Source organism: Enterobacter sp. ENT03 (assembly GCF_019218745.1).
Classification (GTDB): domain Bacteria; phylum Pseudomonadota; class Gammaproteobacteria; order Enterobacterales; family Enterobacteriaceae; genus Enterobacter_D.
This window is the reverse complement of sequence record NZ_JAHUXA010000001.1, coordinates 872184-890467: the sequence shown is the minus strand read 5'-3', so window position 1 is coordinate 890467 and position 18284 is coordinate 872184. Positions and strand designations below refer to the sequence as shown.

The following is an 18284-nucleotide window of genomic DNA, read 5'->3' as shown; positions in this document are numbered from 1 at the left end:
CGACATCCGTGATGGAGTGAAAAAAAGTGCCTTACTATAGCAAAAGCTATAATGGCAGGCATCCGACTTTCCGCATGATTTGTGAATGAAACTTACACAAACTGACAAAGTAAGATGCCTTGTGTGTTATTTACTGCGCGCTGGCAATAAACGATTGCAGCTGTGCTTCGCTTTGTAAGCGAGACTGTAACGCACTGGCGTCAGCCTTGCTGCCAAACGGCCCTAACTGAATACGCCATACTGCGCCGTTTTGCACAACACGACCCGGCACGGAAAACTGCTGCGCCAGGCGCTGCTGATACTGCTGGGCGCGCGTCTGATCGCTGACCGCGCCTACCTGCACAACATAGCCGCTGGCGGCACCCGCGGTGGCGGGTGCCGGGACGTTACCCTGGACCGAGCCGGGCGCGGTAACCGGCGCGGCAGGCGTCACCGCCGTGGCAGCCGGTGCAGGGGCGGGCGTTGCAGCAACCGGCTCTGTCGGTGTGGCGGGCGGTTCATTACCTTCCAGCACCCCGTTAGCGAGGGTGGTCGGCGCGCCAAGGAAACCGCCACTGCTGACCGGAGCGCCCATGGCGTTATCGCTTTTCAGCGTGTCGTTGCTGATCGGCTGCACGTCGGCCTGCGGTTGTGCCGGCTCCGGGATACTGGTCGCGCTGCCCATTCCGCCGGTCAGATCAGGACGTGCCGGCAGAGCGTAGGTCTGTTTCGCCACCGTCGTACAGGCGGTGCCTGGCCCGGACATCGTACCATCCTGTGCCACGATAATCGGATCGATGCGCACTTTGGTGTTATTCGAATTGTTCAACCGGTCTGCGGCGGCGCGGGAGAGCGAAATCACGCGATCGTTGCCGTAAGGCCCGCGATCGTTGATGCGCACCACGATCATGCGGCCGTTTGCCAGGTTGGTGATCCGCGCATAGCTCGGCACCGGCAGCGTCGGGTGCGCGGCGGTAAGTTGCATCGGATCAAAGGCTTCGCCGGATGCGGTCAGGTTGCTGCCCGGTTCGGCATCATAAATGGCCGCCAGACCCGCCTGACTGAAGCGTGACGGATCCTGGACGATTTTGTAACGCTTGCCATCGCGCTCGTAATCCTGATTCACGGCAGGGTTGAGTGACTCATAGCGTGGCTCAGCCCCGCCGATCTCAACAACCGGGCCGTTACACACCGCAGGCTGCGGCGCAACGGGGGCGGGTTGTTGCTGAGTGTCACTTGTACATGCTGCCAGTAATCCTGTTGCTATGCAGACTGCAAGCCATTGCTTACGCATTGCGCACCTCTTATACGCTTTTTGACAACATTTTCCGGTGGGTATGAATGGACATCACAATACCAAACCCGGCCATGAGTACGATGAGAGCGGAGCCTCCGTAACTGACCAGCGGCAGCGGAACGCCCACCACCGGCAGAATACCGCTCACCATACCAATATTTACGAAGACATAAACAAACAAAATGAGCATTAAGCCACCGGCCATCACACGGCCAAAGGTGGTCTGCGCGCGGGCGGCAATATACAGCCCACGAATGATCAGCAGGAGATAGAGCGCCAGCAGCACCAGGAAGCCGACCAGCCCCAGCTCTTCCGCCACCACCGCAAAGATAAAGTCCGTATGGCGTTCGGGCAGGAATTCCAGCTGCGACTGCGTGCCGTGCAGCCAGCCTTTACCCCTTAGCCCGCCGGAGCCAATCGCAATTTTCGACTGAATAATATGATAGCCTGCCCCCAGCGGATCGGTTTCCGGATCGAGCAGCATCATGACGCGCTGTCGCTGATAATCATGCATCAGGAAGAACCACAGGATCGGGATAAAGGCCGCCAGCAGCAGCGCCGCGATGCCAATCAGACGCCAGCTCAGACCGGAAAGAAACAGCACGAACAGCCCGGAGAGCGCCACGAGGATCGAGGTTCCCAGATCCGGCTGCGCCGCCACCAGCAGCGTCGGCATAAAGATCAGCACCAGCGCAATGGCGGTATTTTTCAGGGACGGCGGGCAAACGTCGCGGTTGATAAAGCGCGCTACCATCAGCGGCACGGCGATTTTGGCGATCTCCGACGGCTGAAAACGCACGATCCCCAGATCCAGCCAGCGCTGCGCGCCTTTTGAAATCGCACCAAAGGCGTCTACTGCCACCAGTAAAATGACGCAGAAAATATAGAGATAGGGCGCCCAGCCTTCATACACGCGCGGCGGGATTTGTGCCATCACCACCATGACCACCAGACCCATAGCGATCTGCCCGATCTTGCGTTCGGTCATGCCAATATCCTGGCCGCTGGCGCTCCAGATCACCAGCGCGCTGTAGGTCAGCAGGGCCAGAATAATCAGCAGTAGCGTCGGGTCGATATGGATTTTATCCCAGAACGATTTCTTGTTCGGATTATCCGTCATGATTATTGGTCCTCTGCTGCCGCGGTTGCCGGGTTTTCAGCAGGCAATTCGGTATTGTTATCGCCCAGCATTATGTGGTCGAGGATCTGGCGCATGATGGTACCGACCGCAGGGCCGGCGCCGCCGTTCTCCAGAATAATCGCCACCGCGACCTGGGGGTTATCGTACGGCGCAAAGGCCGTCATCAGTTTGTGGTCACGCAGACGTTCAGCAATTTTGTGCGCGTTATAGGTTTCATTCGCCTTCAGGCCGAAGACCTGCGCGGTACCGGATTTTGCCGCCACTTTGTACGGAGCATTGGCGAAGTACTTATGTCCGGTGCCGTTGGGGCGGTTCGCCACGCCATACATACCGTCTTTGGCGATTTCCCAGTAACCGGAATGAATATCGCCTACCGGCGGCTGTTCCGGCTGTTTCCACGGCACCTGCTGACCATTTTCCAGCGTACTCATTAACAGATGCGGGACTTTGACCACGCCGTCGTTAATCAGGATCATCATTGCTTTGTTCATCTGGATCGGCGTCGCTGTCCAGTAACCCTGGCCGATTCCCACCGGAATGGTATCACCCTGATACCACGGTTTTTTAAAGCGCTTCAGCTTCCATTCGCGGGTCGGCATATTGCCGGAACGCTCTTCAGAGAGATCAATACCGGTATATTTGCCGTAGCCGAACTTGCTCATCCACTCGGACAGGCGGTCGATACCCATGTCATAGGCGACCTGATAAAAGAAGGTATCCGCGGATTCTTCCAGCGATTTAGTGATGTTCAGATGACCATGGCCCCACTTTTTCCAGTCGCGATAACGCTTCTCGGAGCCAGGCAGCTGCCACCAGCCGGGGTCAAACAGGCTGGTATTGCGGGTGATCACCCCTGCACTTAGGGCGGATACCGCCACATAAGGTTTAACCGTCGATGCCGGGGGATACACGCCCTGGGTGGCACGGTTGACCAGCGGGGTATTCGGATCATTAAGCAGTGCGCTGTAATCTTTGCTGGAGATGCCGTCGACGAATAAATTCGGGTTATAGCTCGGCATGGAAACCAGCGCCAGAATGCCACCGGTGCGTGGATCGGTCACTACCACTGCCGCACGACTGCCTGCCAGCAGGGTTTCGATATAGCTCTGTAACTTCAGATCCAGCGTCAGGGTGATGTCATGCCCGGCCTGCGGCGGCACTTCCTTGAGCTGGCGGATCACGCGGCCACGGTTGTTCACCTCAACCTCTTCGTAACCGGTTTGCCCGTGCAAAACGTCTTCGTAATAACGTTCGATACCCTGTTTACCGATGTCATGAGTCGCGGCGTAGTTAGCCAGCTTGCCGTCTTTATCGAGGCGCTTGACATCGCTGTCGTTGATTTTGGACACATAGCCAATCACATGAGTGAGGGCAGATCCATAGGGGTAATAGCGGCGTTTATAACCTTTGACTTCGACGCCAGGAAAACGGTACTGGTTAACGGCAAAGCGCGCGACCTGCACTTCCGAGAGGTTTGATTTCACCGGGATAGAGGTAAAGCGGTGCGAGCGGGCGCGCTCTTTTTTAAAGTTGGCGATGTCTTCATCGGTCAGATCGACGACGCCACGCAGCGCATCCAGCGTCTGCTGCACGTTATCGACTTTTTCCGGCATCATCTCCACCTGATAAATGGTGCGGTTGAGCGCCAGGGGGATGCCATTACGATCGTAAATAATGCCGCGACTGGGGGCGATAGGCACCAGTTTTATGCGGTTTTCGTTAGAGCGCGTCTGGTAGTCGGTATGACGGACAATTTGCAGATTATAAAGGTTGGCGATCAGGACACCAGAAAGCAGCAAAATCCCCGTAAAGGCGACCACTGCCCGGCGCACGAACAGCGCGGACTCAGCCGTATAATCGCGAAAAGAATTCTGTAATTTCATCCGCTGCGTAATCTACCTGGTCTCATTACTCTCGGTGATAAGGATGGTTGGTAGTAATGCTCCATGCACGATAGAGACTTTCAGCCACCAGGACCCGAACCAGCGGGTGGGGGAGCGTCAGTGCAGAGAGGGACCAACTTTGTTCAGCTGCCGCTTTACAGGCGGGGGATAACCCTTCTGGCCCGCCGATAAGCAAGCTGACGTCGCGGCCGTCCTGCTTCCAGCGTTCCAGTTCATGAGCCAGTTGCGGCGTATCCCAGGGTCTGCCTGGAATATCGAGGGTGACAATGCGGTTTTTGCCAGCCGCAGCCAGCATTAACTCACCCTCTTTATCGAGAATGCGTTTGATATCGGCGTTCTTACCGCGTTTTCCGGCCGGAATTTCAACCAGCTCGAACGGCATGTCCTTCGGAAAACGACGCAGATATTCAGTAAAGCCGGTTTGTACCCAGTCCGGCATTTTGGTGCCGACGGCGACCAGTTGCAGCTTCACGCATTAACTCCAGAGTTTTTCCAGCTCGTACAGCGCGCGGCTCTCTGCCTGCATGACGTGAACAATCACATCACCTAAATCGACCACCACCCAGTCGGCGACGTTTTCACCTTCCACACCCAGCGGCAGCATGCCCGCTTTGCGCGATTCCTGCACCACGTGGTCGGCAATGGACATCACATGGCGGCTGGAGGTGCCGGTGCAAATAATCATGCAGTCAGTGATACTGGACTTACCCTGAACGTCAATTTTTACGATGTCCTGGCCTTTCAGGTCATCAATTTTGTCGATAACAAAATCCTGGAGTGCTTTACCCTGCAAGTGTTCCCCCTGGGAGCGTACATATAGTCATTAATGAAGGTATGACAGTATAACTGAACTGTCATTCTGGCGGGACACATGCCGCCAGTAAGATTTTTGAAAGTGGGCTATCATCCCACCCACGGCAGGAGATTGCATCGCCATTTTTGTAAAACAATTTCTGTAAGATTTTGCATGGCGGGGCAAGTCCGGCAGCGGAGGATAACAGCCTTGCCGGGCGTGTCAATCATGGAATGACGCGCTGGACGATTATCCGGCGCCTGGTTGCCAGGCCGAACGGCTGTTTAGCACGCTCAGGGTGGCAAAATCCTCATTACAATCGATAGCGCGCCACGCCCCCCTGTTCAACGCGGAAATGCCACAGCGAGGCAGCAGGCATCTTTAGCCGCGTGGCGGTGCAGAGTGAAGAAGAAAACAATCGGTTGACCGCCCCGTTGCGGGCGGTGCTTAACGATACAGACCCTGCTCTGTGATGTAATCCAGCACGCTTTCCGGCAGCAAATCGTCGCAGGCTTCGCCGCGGGACAGCCGCTCGCGGATCAGCGTGGCGGAGATATTCAGCCACGGCGTTTCCGCGAGGAAAATCTTTCCGGCGGGCAGGGCATGCAGATCGTCGATACGGTGCGTCAGATGCTGCTCCAGCCACTGCTGATGTGTCTCGTCCGCCATCTGCTGCGGATAGCCGGGACGACGGCAGACCAGTAAATGGCAGTTATCGAGGATGGTTTCATAGCGATGCCAGGTCGGGAAAGAGAGCAGGGAATCCTGACCGATAATAAAAGCCAGCGGCCGCGTCGGGCCTTGTTCTTCGCGCCACGCCTGCAGGGTCTGCGATGACCAGGAGGGCGTGTCGCGTTGCAGTTCCCGCTCATCCAGCGTAAACAGCGGCTTATCGGCAATGGCCCGCTGGATCATCGTCTTACGTTGCAGTGCACTGGCTTCCGGCTGCGGGCGATGCGGCGGCACGTTATTCGGCATGATAATGACGCGCGACAGACCGATCAGGTTCGCCAGCGCTTCCACGGGCTTAAGATGCCCGTAATGAACCGGATCGAAGGTGCCGCCAAACAGTGCCTGTAACTGATTCATCTCAACCATCTATAAAAATATCGGCCAGTGCTTTATGACAGAGTAGCAGAGAAAGCCCTTCCAGCTCCGCCCAGACCGATTGTCCGTAGTCCTGCTTCACCGTTAATTCGGTGCGCGAGAGCAGATGGACCGCATGACGCAACTGCTCATTACTGAGCCGGTTCAGCGCGTCGGTAGTCACCGCGCGGCGGTTCTGCCAGACACGATGTTTATCAAATAACGTACGCAACGGCGTGCTGGCCGACTGACGCTTTAACGTCACCAGCAGCAGCAGTTCCCGTTGCAGCGTCCGCAGCAGGATCACCGGCTCGCAGCCTTCAAGCCGCAACTGCTGGAGAATATGCAGCGCACGTTTGCTCTTCCCGGCGAGCAGCGTATCCACCCAGTGAAACGGCGTAAAGTGCGCCGCGTCATTCACCGCCTGTTCTACGCGCGGCAGCGTCAGTTTGCCGTCAGGCCACAGCAGCGCCAGACGATCCAGTGCCTGCGCCAGCGCCAGCAGGTTGCCTTCGTAGCAATAGCAGAGCAGCTGGCTGGCGGCGTCATCAAGCTGAAGATTATGCTGTTTGGCGCGGTTCGCTACCCAGCGGGGCAGCTGCGCCTGCTCCGGCGTCTGACAGGTGACCGTAACTGAACGATCCGCCAGCGCGGTAAACCACGCGGCATTTTCCTGCGCTTTGGTCAGTTTGTTGCCCCGCACCATTAGCAGCAGATCGTCATGCAGCAGGCTGACCAGCGTGGCGAGCTGTTCATTGATGGCGGCGTTGGGGCCGTTGTCGGGAAGCTGTAATAGCAGCGTCTGACGGCTGGCAAACAGGCTCATGGCCTGGCACAGCGAAAAGAGGGTAGACCAGTCGGTGCTGGCATCAATGGTTACGCTGTGATGTTCATCAAATCCCTGGGCGACCGCCGCAGCGCGCACCAGATCCTGACTTTCCTGCAATAACAGCGGATCATTACCAAGTAGCAGATACGCCGCGCGCAGCCCTTCATTGAGCTGCGCGCGGAGTTGTTCAGGGTACAGCTTCAGCATCAGTTACCTAAAGATGTTGGGGCACTGGGCGCCACATCAGGCGTTGTGACGACCACATCGGCATCTTTGCTGGCGGCAGGCACGCTCGGCAGCTTACGGATCAGCTGTTCCGCCGCCTTGTCGTACATTTCCTGGATGATGATGGATTGCTCGGCATCTTTTGCCAGCGCATTTTGCGGGTTATCGAAGAAAGAACGATAAACCTTGGTGTTCAGCGGATAAATACCCTGACCTGGGATCATCACCGTTGCCGATACGCTCATCACCATCTGATATTCCGCCGTGCGTCCATTCTGGAAAATCGAGGCCGTATCCTTCGTCACCGTGGCTCCGCCAAGACGCAGTGACGGAATGTCCTGACGCGTCGAGTCTTTATCGGCTACTTCAACACCGTTAAGACGCAACTGAGTACGTACCGCCCGGCTTAACGGACCATAAGGATCCCCGGAATCGAAAATGATGGTTTTCATTTCGGCAGGAACCTGGGTGGAATTCCGTAAATGCCAGCCGCATCCGGCGGTGACGAGCACCGCCAGAGAAAGTAATACTGTTGCCAGATATCGCACGCTTCCTCCCGCGCTTAGCCAACGACCAGATTGAGCAGTTTGCCCGGAACATAAATCACTTTACGCACGGTAACGCCCTCAAGATATTTCGCGACCAGATGTTCCTGACCCGCGCGTTCGCGAACCTGTTGTTCAGTCACATCGACAGGTACGGTAATTTTACCGCGGACTTTGCCGTTGACCTGCACAACCACTAAGGTGGAATCTTCCACCATCGCGTTTTCGTCAGCCTGCGGCCACGGCGCATTATCAATATCGCCTTCGCCATGCAGTTCCTGCCACAGCGTGAAGCAGGCGTGCGGCGTGAACGGGTTCAGCATACGCACCACTGCCAGCAGTGCTTCCTGCATCAGAGCGCGATCCTGCTCGCCGTCCAGCGGCGCTTTCGCCAGCTTGTTCATCAGTTCCATAATAGCCGCAATTGCGGTATTGAAGGTCTGACGGCGACCAATATCATCGGTCACTTTAGCAATGGTTTTATGCACATCACGACGCAGCGCTTTCTGATCGTCGCTCAGGCTTGCCACATCCAGCGGAGCAACCTCACCCTGTGAGGTATGCTCGTATACCAGTTTCCAGACGCGTTTCAGGAAGCGGTTCGCACCTTCCACGCCGGATTCCTGCCATTCCAGCGTCATGTCTGCCGGAGAGGCGAACATCATAAACAGACGTACGGTGTCCGCGCCATAACGTTCAACCATTTCCTGCGGGTCGATACCGTTGTTTTTCGACTTGGACATTTTGCTCATGCCGGTATACACCAGCTCATGACCGTCGGCGTCTTTCGCTTTCACGATACGGCCTTTCTCGTCGCGCTCAACGATGGCGTCTTTTGGAGAAACCCAGTTACGCTCGCCGTTCGCGCCCACGTAGTAGAAAGCATCCGCCAGCACCATCCCCTGACACAGTAACTGCTTCGCCGGTTCACTGGAGGTGACCATACCCGCGTCGCGCATCAGTTTGTGGAAGAAGCGGAAATAGAGCAGGTGCATGATGGCGTGTTCAATACCACCAATATAAATATCGACCGGCAGCCAGTAGTTCGCGGCTTTCGGATCCAGCATGCCGTCGGTGTGCTGCGGGCAGGTGTAGCGCGCATAGTACCAGGACGACTCCATAAAGGTGTCGAAGGTATCGGTTTCACGCAGCGCAGGCAGACCGTTGACGGTGGTTTTCGCCCACTCCGGATCGGCTTTGATCGGGCTGGTGATGCCATCCATGACCACATCTTCCGGCAGGATCACCGGCAGTTGATCGGCAGGGGTTGGGATCACCGTACCGTCTTCCAGGGTCACCATCGGGATCGGCGCGCCCCAGTAACGCTGACGGGAAACGCCCCAGTCGCGCAGACGATAGTTCACTTTACGCTCGCCGACGCCCAGCGCCGTCAGCTTGTCGGCAATGGCGTTAAAACCCTCTTCAAAGCTCAGACCGCTGAATTCGCCAGAGTTAAACAGGGTGCCTTTTTCCGTCAGCGCCTGTGCAGACAGATCCGGTTCGCTGCCGTCTGCGTTCAGAATAACCGGCTTGATGGTCAGGCCGTATTTGGTGGCAAATTCATAGTCACGCTGATCGTGGCCCGGAACGGCCATGACTGCGCCGGTACCGTACTCCATCAGCACGAAGTTTGCGGCCCATACCGGGATGGCTTCGCCCGTCAGCGGGTGCGTGGCGTAGAAACCGGTAGCAACGCCTTTCTTCTCCATGGTCGCCATGTCGGCTTCGGCCACTTTGGTGTTGCGGCATTCGTCGATAAAGGCAGCCAAGTCTGGATTGTTCTCTGCCGCTTTCTGCGCAAGCGGGTGACCGGCTGCCACTGCCAGATAGGTGGCACCCATAAAGGTGTCCGGGCGGGTGGTGTAAACCGTCAGCGTCTGATCGTAATTTTCTACGTTGAAGGTGATTTCCACGCCTTCGGAACGACCAATCCAGTTACGCTGCATGGTTTTAACGGTGTCTGGCCAGTGGTCAAGGGTATCCAGATCGTTTAACAGCTCTTCGGCGTAGGCGGTGATTTTAATGAACCACTGCGGGATCTCTTTACGCTCAACTTTGGTATCGCAGCGCCAGCAGCAGCCGTCGATAACCTGTTCGTTCGCCAGCACCGTCTGGTCGTTCGGGCACCAGTTCACCGCAGAGGTTTTCTTATAGACCAGGCCTTTTTTATACAGCTCAGTGAAGAACAGCTGTTCCCAGCGATAGTATTCCGGCGTACAGGTCGCCAGCTCGCGGCTCCAGTCATAACCAAAGCCCAGCATTTTGAGCTGGTTTTTCATGTAATTGATGTTGTCGTACGTCCACGGGGCCGGTGCGGTTTTATTCTTTACCGCCGCGCCTTCAGCCGGCAGGCCAAAAGCATCCCAGCCGATCGGCTGCAGGACGTTTTTGCCCAGCATACGCTGGTAACGGGCAATAACGTCGCCGATGGTGTAGTTACGGACGTGGCCCATGTGTAGTCGACCAGAAGGATAGGGAAGCATCGACAGGCAGTAATACTTCTCTTTGCTCTCGTCTTCGGTTACTTCAAATGTGCGCTTCTCGTCCCAGTGCTGCTGGACTTTCGATTCTATCTCTTCCGGGCGGTATTGCTCTTGCATGGCAGCCAGTGATCCTGTTTTCAATACAGCTACAAGCGTAGCATTAGATGTGATGTCTCAGATCCGCATAGCATAGCCCAAACGCCCGTCTCAAAACAGCCTTTCGCATAAAACGAGGGACGTCGATCCTTGCAGGAATTTACACACTCTGTGCGGCGGCAGGCAAAGTATGCCGGAAATAACGTCTATTATTAGAAGGTGTTACTAAGCCCGGAGGCGAAAGGATGAACAAGGTTGCTCAATACTACCGTGAACTGGTCGGCACGCTGACCGAACGCCTGCAAAACGGCGAGCGCGACATCGATGCGCTTGTGGAGCAGGCAAGACTACGCGCCACCCAGACCGGGGAGCTGACGCGAACCGAAATCGATGAGTTGCTGCGCGCCATCCGTCGCGATCTGGAAGAATTTGCCCGCAGCTACGGGGAAAGCCAGGGCGAACTGACCGACAGTGTTTTTATGCGGGTGATCAAAGAGAGCGTCTGGCAGCAGCTGGCTGACATTACCGACAAAACCCAGCTGGAGTGGCGGGAGGTGTTTTCCGATCTCAATCACCACGGGGTTTATCACAGCGGGGAAGTCGTGGGGCTGGGTAACTTAGTCTGTGAAAAGTGCCATTTTCATCTCGCGGTATACACCCCGGATGTGCTGCCGTTATGTCCGAAGTGCGGTCATGATCAGTTCCAGCGCCGTCCCTTCGAGCCGTAATCTTTCAGGCCGGCTGGCGCACAGGCGTCTCCGGCCATCACGCCTCATTCCCCGTAGAACGCCAGCCGCTCGGCCAGTAAATCCACAAACGCCCCGCGATCGACATCCATCATCACCGTCGCATTCGGCGTATTGCCGGTCAGGAAATAGTAATCCACGACCGTCATGCCCTGGGTGTACTGCCCGCGGGTTTCCACGCCGACCCAGCGCTCCACTGTGGTAAAGATTTCCGGTTTCAGCAGCCAGGCGATGGTGCAGGGATCGTGCAGCGGCGCACCGACAAAGCCCCATTTTTCCTGTTTGTGATACTCCATAAAGAAGTCGAGCAGCTCGGCCACGATGACGGCAACCGGGTTACCGATGGCACGAAAACGCGCCACATCGGCGGCGTGGATCTGCGCTTTATGGGTGACATCCAGTCCGGCCATCACCACCGGAATACCGGACTGAAAAACGATTTCTGCCGCTTCCGGATCGACATAAATATTGAATTCGGCGGCGGGCGTCCAGTTACCCGGAGCCATCGCACCGCCCATGATCACAATACGCGCGATTTTTTCATGCAGTTCCGGATGGCTGTTTAGCAGCAGCGCCACGTTGGTCTGTGGCCCGGTTGCCACCAGCGTGACCGGCCTGGTGCTCTCGCGCAGGGTTTTCGCCATTAGCTCAACAGCGGTGCATGGTTGTGGCGCAAAACCGGCGACCGGCAACGTCGGGCCATCAAGACCGCTGTCGCCGTGAACGTTATCGGCGATGATAAGCTCGCGCATCAGCGGCTTCAGCGCGCCACCAGCGACGGGAATATCGCTGCGTTTAAGCAGCGTCAGCATACGCAGCACATTATTGAGCGTTTTGTCCGGCGTCTGGTTTCCGGCTGACGAGGTGACGGCTTTGACGTCGAGTTCCGGGGAGGCAAGGGCGAGCACGAGGGCGATGGCGTCATCATGACCCGGATCGCAATCAATTATTATGGGCAGTGCCATTGGTGTTCCTTATACGTGATGTTTTGTGACAAGGGTAACGTGTCACCGCAAGGCAGACGACAGAGGCGGGTATAAAACGTGAAGCGGCGCGCAGATATGTTCTGCGCGCCGGAAGGATTAATGCAGGATTTTGGCGAGGAAATCTTTCGCGCGATCGGACGCCGGATTCGCGAAGAACTCCTCTTTCGGCGAATCCTCGACGATTTTCCCTTCATCCATAAAGATCACCCGGCTGGCAACTTTACGCGCAAAGCCCATTTCGTGCGTCACCACCATCATGGTCATGCCTTCCTGCGCCAGTTCGACCATCACGTCCAGCACTTCGTTGATCATCTCCGGATCCAGTGCCGAGGTGGGTTCGTCAAACAGCATCGCCACCGGATCCATACAGAGCGCGCGCGCAATAGCCACACGCTGCTGCTGGCCGCCGGACAGCTGAGCCGGGAATTTGGTGGCATGTGCCGACAGGCCAACACGCTCCAGCAGTTTGCTGGCTTTATCACGGGCAGCGACTTTGTCGCGCTTGAGCACTTTGACCTGCGCCAGCGTCAGGTTTTCGATGATCGACAGGTGCGGGAACAGCTCGAAATGCTGGAACACCATGCCGACATGGGAGCGCAGCGCCGCCAGATTGGTTTTTTTGTCGGTTACGGTCGTCCCGTTAACCACAATCTCACCTTTCTGCACCGGCTCAAGACCGTTGACGGTTTTGATCAGCGTCGACTTTCCGGAGCCGGACGGGCCGCACACTACCACTACTTCACCTTTTTTAACCGTGGTGGAGCAGTCGGTCAGCACCTGAAAGTGACCATACCATTTTGAAACGTTTTTCAGGGAAATCATTAAACTGTCCTTTTCTTCAGATAGCTGACCAACAGTGAAGCACTGAGACTGATAACAAAATAGACGAAGCCGGCAAAGAGGATCATCTCAACCTGGGTCCCGTCGCGCTCGCCAATGGTGGAGGCGGTGCGGAAGAAGTCCGCGAGGCTTAACACGTACACCAGCGAGGTATCCTGGAACAGCACGATGCCCTGGGTTAACAACAGCGGCACCATCGCGCGGAACGCCTGCGGCAGAATAATCAGCTTCATCGACTGCCAGTGGGTCATGCCCAGCGCCAGCGCGGCGCTTGACTGTCCGCGTGAAATACTCTGAATACCCGCGCGGATAATTTCCGAATAATAGGCGGCCTCAAACATGGAGAACGCGACCATCGCGGAAATCAGGCGGATGTCAGATTTTGGCGACAGGCCCAGCACATCCTGCAACAGGCCCGGCACAATCAGGTAGAACCACAGCAGCACCATCACCAGCGGAATGGAGCGGAACACGTTGACATAGGCGGTGGCAAACCAGGCCAGCGGCTTGAATGTTGACATGCGCAGCACCGCCAGAATGGTGCCCCAGACGATACCAACAATCACCGCCGTGACGGTAATTTTTAGCGTTACCAGCAGCCCGTCGAGCAGATAGGGCATCGCCGGAATAATTGAACTCCAGTCAAATTCGTACATTATTTGCCTCCCATATTGCCAGGCAGGCGGACTTTACGTTCAACCAGGTTCATGACCAGCATGATCACGGCATTAATCAGGACATAGGCGAGGGTGATGGCGGTGAAGGATTCCCACGCGTGCGCGGAATAATCCAGCAATTTACCTGCCTGCGCCGCCATGTCCACCAGACCGATGGTCGAGGCGATGGCGGAGTTTTTTACCAGGTTCATCATCTCAGAGGTCATCGGCGGCACGATCACCCGATAGGCGTTCGGCAGCAGCACATAGCGATAAGTTTGCGGCAGCGTCAGGCCCATCGCCAGACCTGCGTTTTTCTGACCGCGCGGCAGTGATTCGATCGCCGCACGCACCTGTTCACACACACGGGCAGCGGTAAACAGCCCGAGGCAGATCATCGATGAGAGGAAGAACTGAATATTGGGATCGAGTTCGGACTTAAACCACATACCGAGATCTTCCGGCAGCAGCTCAGGGACCACCAGATACCAGGTAAAGAACTGCACGATTAACGGCACGTTACGGAATAATTCGACGTAAAGCGTGCCAATTCCCGACAGGAACCGGTTAGGTACGGTGCGGAGAATGCCAAACAGCGAGCCAACCAGGAAAGCGAGGATCCAGGCGGTGATCGACAGCGCGACCGTGACCTGAAAACCACTCCACAGCCAGCCAAGATAAGTGGTGTTGCCGAACGGGGCTTGTTGCAGGAAAATTCCCCAGTTCCAGTCTATTGACATAATGTACCTCTGAAAAAAAGGGTAGCAGCGCTACCCTCGAAGATTAATAAGAAGCTGTAATATTCGCGCTGAAAGGGGAACGACCCTTCAACGTATAGTCTGTCCGTGCTTCGTATCAATCGAGAGGGCAGGAGGACCTGCCCCTAATGGTTTTAATTAGTTAAGCGCTTTATCGTTAGGTTCTTTGAACAGGGCTTTCATCTCATCCGAGAGCTCAAAGTTCATGTTCAGATTTTTTGGTGGGATTGGGTTTTTGAACCACTTATCAAACCATTTCGCGGCTTCGCCAGAGGTCTGCGCCTGCGCGATGGTGTCATCCATCAGCTTTTTGAACTCGGTATCACCTTTACGCAGCATGCAGCCATAGGCTTCCTGCGATTGCGGCTTGCCGACGATTTCCCAGTTGTCCGGTTTCTTCGCCTTCGCACGCTCACCTGCCAGCAGAGCATCATCCATCATAAAGGCCACGGCACGACCGCTTTCCAGCGTACGGAAGGAGTCGCCATGATCTTTCGCGCTGATGATGCGCATATCCATTTTCTGCTCTTCGTTGAGCTTGTGCAGCAGCACTTCAGAGGTGGTACCTGACGTGACCACAACCGCTTTACCTTTCAGGTCAGCGAAGTCTTTCACGTTACCGCCTTTCTTCGCCAGCAGGCGCGTGCCTACAACGAAAATGGTGTCAGAGAAAGCCGCCTGTTTCTGGCGTTCCAGGTTGTTGGTGGTGGAGCCGCACTCGAAATCAAAGGTGCCGTTCTGCAACAGCGGAATGCGGTTCTGCGAGGTGATAGGGATCAGTTTTACCTGCAGGTCCGGCTTGTTGAGCTTTTTCTTCACCGCTTCAACAATGGCGTTAGAGTAATCCTGTGAATAACCAACGACTTTTTGCTGGTTATCGTAATACGAGAACGGTACGGAAGATTCACGGTGTCCGACCACGATCACGCCGTTTTTAGCGATTTTTTCCAGTGTGCTTTGCCCGGCCGCAGGGGCTGCATCTTCAGCCTGCGCCACGCCGGCGGACATTCCCATCACCAGCATTGCTGTGGCCAGTTTACGTAATTGCATATCCAACTCCTTCATCGTCAGCGCCAGAGACGCAGTGATACCCAGTGTGAGTGATTGTGTTGTTATATCCTGCTGCTTGAGCGTGCAGTGTTATGCGTGTTTGTTAACATTTAGTCTGGCTTAATGTAAAGATTTTGCTGCGTTATTGTTTATTTTTGCGAGGCGCACCGCACCGTTTAGAGGCATAAATCGCTTGATGCACCATATTAGTGCTGCCGTCGATCGCTGGTGGTGCAGGGGCGTCGCTATGCCGCAGAAAATCGCCATTACCTGTTAACAAGTAGCAAGAGGTGTGCCAGTTTTGAATATTGCAGGCCCGGATCGCTGTGCGCGACCGGGCCAGGGGGAGGGGCTATTAACGACGCTGACGCAGGCTCATCACCAGTGCACCAAAACCGGCCAGTGCGGTGAGGATCCACAGCGGCCAGTTGCCGGTACGGGCATAAGGCGTGAGCCCACGGGTTGGGGTGACTTCTGTCGTCAGGACCTGACGGGTAAACTGCGGGATCATCGCCTGAATTTCGCCCTGCGGTCCAATCACGGCGGTAATACCGTTATTGGTGCTGCGCAGTAATGGACGCGCCAGCTCCAGTGAACGCATGCGTGCCATCTGGAAGTGCTGCCACGGGCCGATGGATTTACCGAACCAGGCGTCGTTAGAGATGGTCAGCAGGAAGTCAGTGTCCGGGCGGAAATTATCCCGCACCTGTTCGCCAAGAATGATTTCATAACAGATGGCGGGCGTCAGGTTAAAGCCGTGGGCATGAAGCTGTGGCTGTACGTACGGCCCGCGGCTAAACGATGACATCGGTAAGTCAAAGAACGGTGCCAGCGGACGGAGGATCGATTCCAGAGGTACAAATTCGCCAAACGGCACCAGGTGGTTTTTGTTGTAGCGATTAGTGGAGTCATAACGATACGCACTGTCTTTGCCCAGCGTAATGATGGCGTTGTAAGTATCGTAGCGATTTTGCGGGTTCAGCCGCGCATCCACAATGCCGGTGATAAGCGTGGTATCTCTGGCGCGTAACTGCGCGTCCAGCGAGCTTAAAAATCGCTGCTGGTTAATTTCCAGATCCGGGATGGCAGATTCCGGCCAGATGATCAGTTGCGATTTGCCCATCTCCGGTTCGCTGTTATTGAGGTAAATCTCCAGCGTATTCACCAGCTGGTTTTCATCCCATTTCAGCGACTGCGGAATATCCCCCTGCACCAGCGATACCTGCGTGGCCTTTTCCGGCAGCAGGGTATACCACTGGATGTAGCGCAGCGGGAAGGGCAGCGCGAACAGCACCACGCCCACCGCCAGCGGACGCCAGTTGCGCGTCACCAGCGCCAGCACCAGCAGACCGCTGACGATCATCAGCAGGGCGTTGATCGCTTCCACGCCCATTACCGGCGCCAGCCCTTTCAGCGGGCCGTCGATCTGGCTGTAGCCAAACTGCAACCATGGGAAGCCGGTCAGCACCCAGCCACGCAGGCATTCCGTCAGTTGCCAGACGACAGGCGCGGCAATCGCCACGCGCAGCCAGCTGGTTTTCGGCCACAGACGCGAGAGGATGCCGGCAAACAGACCGGTATACAGCGACAGGTAGGCGGCTAAGAGCACCACGAGGAAGATATTGACCGGGCCTGGCATACCGCCGAACTGGGCGATACTGACGTAAACCCAGTTGATGCCGGAACCAAACAGCCCGAGCCCCCAGAAATAACCAATCCAGGCGGCCTGCAAGGGACGGCGATTAAGCGTTAACCCTTGCAGCCCCATCAGAGACAGCAGCGCGGCGGGCCAGATATCATAAGGAGAAAAAGCCAGCGTTCCGCTGGCTCCGAGGATCAGCGCCAGCAGCAGGCGAAAGCGCTGGCGTTCCATCAATGGGGCAAAAACCATTTATTCATCCAGTAGTGGTTTTATTCATCCAGTAATGATTTTATTCGTCCAGTTTTGGCTGGGGAGAATCATCCGGTATTCTGACGTGAACCTGAATAATACGGCGGCTGTCGGCCATCGCAACTTTAAACTGGTAACCATCAATGTCGATGGATTCGCCGCGCGCAGGCAGGTGCCCGAACGCCTGCATCACCAGACCGCCGATGGTATCCACTTCTTCGTCGCTGAAGTTCGTGCCGAAGGTGTCGTTAAAGTCTTCAATCGATGCCAGCGCGCGTACCGTCCAGGTATGACGGCTAAGCTGGCGGAACTCGATATCCTCTTCTTCGTCGTATTCGTCTTCGATTTCGCCGACGATCAACTCAAGAATATCTTCAATGGTCACCAGACCTGAAACGCCACCAAATTCATCAATGACGATCGCCATGTGGTAACGCTGTGAACGGAACTCTTTCAGCATGCGGTCAACCCGCTTACTTTCCGGCACAACGACCGCCTGGCGTAACACTTTTTCCATGCTAAAGGCTTCTGCATCGCTGCGCATAAACGGCAGCAGATCTTTGGCCATCAGAATCCCTTCAATGTGATCTTTGTCTTCGCTGATCACCGGAAAACGCGAATGCGCAGACTCGATGATAACGTCGAGACATTCATCCAGTTTTTGATTGCGTTTGAGGGTGATCATTTGCGAGCGGGGGATCATGATGTCGCGGACGCGCTGGTCGGCAATATCCATTACCCCTTCGAGCATGTCACGCGTATCTTCATCGATAAGATCGTTCTGCCCGGAATCACGGATTAGCGCCAGTAATTCATCACGGTTTTTAGGTTCACCGTGGAAAAGCTGGCTCAGTAAGAGGGAAAAGAACCCCTTTTTGCTGTTAAGTGTGTCGTTACTGTGGGAATTGTCGTCGCTCATGGCGTCGTGTGGGATCTCATGTTAGTCAAAACGTCGCACGTCACGCGTAAACTCAGCGCC

At 55.9% G+C, this 18284-nt stretch carries 17 protein-coding genes and 1 pseudogene; 1 reads left to right on the top strand and 17 read right to left on the bottom strand.

Annotated features, from left to right (window positions below):
- Positions 1-130 precede the first annotated feature (130 nt).
- From rlpA to leuS, 10 genes and pseudogenes are all read right to left on the bottom strand, one after another.
- Positions 131-1273, bottom strand: coding sequence for an endolytic peptidoglycan transglycosylase RlpA (gene rlpA, locus KW828_RS04265; RefSeq protein ID WP_218335150.1), 1143 nt, complete (start codon positions 1271-1273; stop codon positions 131-133).
- A gap of 10 nt (positions 1274-1283) precedes the next feature.
- Positions 1284-2396: a peptidoglycan glycosyltransferase MrdB gene (gene mrdB / locus KW828_RS04260; protein WP_088220043.1), complete on the bottom strand. Its 1113-nt coding sequence runs from the start codon at positions 2394-2396 to the stop codon at positions 1284-1286.
- 2 nt (positions 2397-2398) lie between these two features.
- Positions 2399-4300, bottom strand: a complete 1902-nt coding sequence (gene mrdA, locus KW828_RS04255; protein WP_218335148.1) for a peptidoglycan DD-transpeptidase MrdA — start codon at positions 4298-4300, stop codon at positions 2399-2401.
- 25 nt (positions 4301-4325) lie between these two features.
- The gene (gene rlmH, locus KW828_RS04250; protein WP_218335147.1) at positions 4326-4793 is read right to left on the bottom strand and encodes a 23S rRNA (pseudouridine(1915)-N(3))-methyltransferase RlmH; all 468 of its coding nucleotides are present in this window, start codon (positions 4791-4793) and stop codon (positions 4326-4328) included.
- A gap of 3 nt (positions 4794-4796) precedes the next feature.
- Positions 4797-5114 carry a ribosome silencing factor gene (rsfS, locus tag KW828_RS04245; protein ID WP_088220041.1) on the bottom strand — a complete coding sequence of 106 codons (318 nt, stop codon included), beginning with the start codon at positions 5112-5114 and terminating at the stop codon, positions 4797-4799.
- A 249-nt stretch (positions 5115-5363) separates the two neighbouring features.
- Positions 5364-5520, bottom strand: a pseudogene (locus KW828_RS04240) (alpha-ribazole phosphatase); the annotation flags it as partial.
- Positions 5521-5561: 41 nt separating this feature from the next.
- Entirely contained in the window at positions 5562-6203 is a 642-nt protein-coding gene (gene nadD / locus KW828_RS04235) for a nicotinate-nucleotide adenylyltransferase (protein WP_218335145.1), read from the bottom strand.
- 1 nt (position 6204) lies between these two features.
- Complete coding sequence (gene holA, locus KW828_RS04230) at positions 6205-7236, bottom strand: DNA polymerase III subunit delta (RefSeq protein ID WP_218335143.1); 1032 nt, start codon at positions 7234-7236, stop codon at positions 6205-6207.
- A complete protein-coding gene (lptE, locus tag KW828_RS04225; protein ID WP_218335141.1) occupies positions 7236-7802 on the bottom strand; it encodes an LPS assembly lipoprotein LptE in 567 nt (188 codons plus the stop codon). The genes holA and lptE overlap by 1 nt, the downstream gene beginning before the upstream one ends.
- Positions 7803-7816: 14 nt before the next feature.
- Positions 7817-10399: a leucine--tRNA ligase gene (leuS, locus tag KW828_RS04220; RefSeq protein ID WP_218335139.1), complete on the bottom strand. Its 2583-nt coding sequence runs from the start codon at positions 10397-10399 to the stop codon at positions 7817-7819.
- 224 nt (positions 10400-10623) lie between these two features.
- Between leuS and KW828_RS04215 the strand changes: the two genes are divergently transcribed.
- Positions 10624-11106 carry a zinc ribbon-containing protein gene (locus KW828_RS04215; protein WP_218335137.1) on the top strand — a complete coding sequence of 161 codons (483 nt, stop codon included), beginning with the start codon at positions 10624-10626 and terminating at the stop codon, positions 11104-11106.
- Positions 11107-11150: 44 nt separating this feature from the next.
- Here the strand turns inward: KW828_RS04215 and rihA are convergent, their stop codons facing one another.
- The 7 genes from rihA to corC all read right to left on the bottom strand — a co-directional run bounded on the left by rihA (position 11151) and on the right by corC (position 18224).
- Positions 11151-12089 (bottom strand): pyrimidine-specific ribonucleoside hydrolase RihA, encoded by a 939-nt coding sequence (gene rihA / locus KW828_RS04210; protein WP_218335135.1) that lies wholly within the window; start codon positions 12087-12089, stop codon positions 11151-11153.
- 117 nt (positions 12090-12206) lie between these two features.
- Positions 12207-12932, bottom strand: coding sequence for an amino acid ABC transporter ATP-binding protein (locus KW828_RS04205; protein WP_218335133.1), 726 nt, complete (start codon positions 12930-12932; stop codon positions 12207-12209).
- On the bottom strand, positions 12932-13606 hold the full coding sequence (gene gltK, locus KW828_RS04200) for a glutamate/aspartate ABC transporter permease GltK (RefSeq protein WP_088220032.1): 675 nt from the start codon (positions 13604-13606) through the stop codon (positions 12932-12934). The genes KW828_RS04205 and gltK overlap by 1 nt, the downstream gene beginning before the upstream one ends.
- A complete protein-coding gene (locus KW828_RS04195; protein ID WP_088220031.1) occupies positions 13606-14346 on the bottom strand; it encodes an amino acid ABC transporter permease in 741 nt (246 codons plus the stop codon). Before KW828_RS04195 ends, gltK begins: the two co-directional genes overlap by 1 nt.
- A 156-nt stretch (positions 14347-14502) precedes the next feature.
- The gene (locus KW828_RS04190; protein ID WP_165304062.1) at positions 14503-15414 is read right to left on the bottom strand and encodes an amino acid ABC transporter substrate-binding protein; all 912 of its coding nucleotides are present in this window, start codon (positions 15412-15414) and stop codon (positions 14503-14505) included.
- Positions 15415-15769: 355 nt separating this feature from the next.
- Positions 15770-17305 (bottom strand): apolipoprotein N-acyltransferase, encoded by a 1536-nt coding sequence (gene lnt, locus KW828_RS04185; protein WP_218335131.1) that lies wholly within the window; start codon positions 17303-17305, stop codon positions 15770-15772.
- A 40-nt stretch (positions 17306-17345) separates the two neighbouring features.
- Positions 17346-18224: a CNNM family magnesium/cobalt transport protein CorC gene (corC, locus tag KW828_RS04180; RefSeq protein ID WP_218335129.1), complete on the bottom strand. Its 879-nt coding sequence runs from the start codon at positions 18222-18224 to the stop codon at positions 17346-17348.
- Positions 18225-18284 lie beyond the last annotated feature (60 nt).

Excerpts from the sequence above, each read along its gene's own strand:
- rlpA (WP_218335150.1), bottom strand. The coding sequence starts at position 1,273 with ATGCGTAAGCAATGGCTTGCAGTCTGCATAGCAACAGGATTACTGGCA.
- mrdB (WP_088220043.1), bottom strand. The coding sequence starts at position 2,396 with ATGACGGATAATCCGAACAAGAAATCGTTCTGGGATAAAATCCATATC.
- mrdA (WP_218335148.1), bottom strand. The coding sequence starts at position 4,300 with ATGAAATTACAGAATTCTTTTCGCGATTATACGGCTGAGTCCGCGCTG.
- nadD (WP_218335145.1), bottom strand. The coding sequence starts at position 6,203 with ATGAATCAGTTACAGGCACTGTTTGGCGGCACCTTCGATCCGGTTCAT.
- holA (WP_218335143.1), bottom strand. The coding sequence starts at position 7,236 with ATGCTGAAGCTGTACCCTGAACAACTCCGCGCGCAGCTCAATGAAGGG.
- leuS (WP_218335139.1), bottom strand. The coding sequence starts at position 10,399 with ATGCAAGAGCAATACCGCCCGGAAGAGATAGAATCGAAAGTCCAGCAG.
- KW828_RS04215 (WP_218335137.1), top strand. The coding sequence starts at position 10,624 with ATGAACAAGGTTGCTCAATACTACCGTGAACTGGTCGGCACGCTGACC.
- rihA (WP_218335135.1), bottom strand. The coding sequence starts at position 12,089 with ATGGCACTGCCCATAATAATTGATTGCGATCCGGGTCATGATGACGCC.
- KW828_RS04205 (WP_218335133.1), bottom strand. The coding sequence starts at position 12,932 with ATGATTTCCCTGAAAAACGTTTCAAAATGGTATGGTCACTTTCAGGTG.
- gltK (WP_088220032.1), bottom strand. The coding sequence starts at position 13,606 with ATGTACGAATTTGACTGGAGTTCAATTATTCCGGCGATGCCCTATCTG.
- KW828_RS04195 (WP_088220031.1), bottom strand. The coding sequence starts at position 14,346 with ATGTCAATAGACTGGAACTGGGGAATTTTCCTGCAACAAGCCCCGTTC.
- KW828_RS04190 (WP_165304062.1), bottom strand. The coding sequence starts at position 15,414 with ATGCAATTACGTAAACTGGCCACAGCAATGCTGGTGATGGGAATGTCC.
- lnt (WP_218335131.1), bottom strand. The coding sequence starts at position 17,305 with ATGGTTTTTGCCCCATTGATGGAACGCCAGCGCTTTCGCCTGCTGCTG.
- corC (WP_218335129.1), bottom strand. The coding sequence starts at position 18,224 with ATGAGCGACGACAATTCCCACAGTAACGACACACTTAACAGCAAAAAG.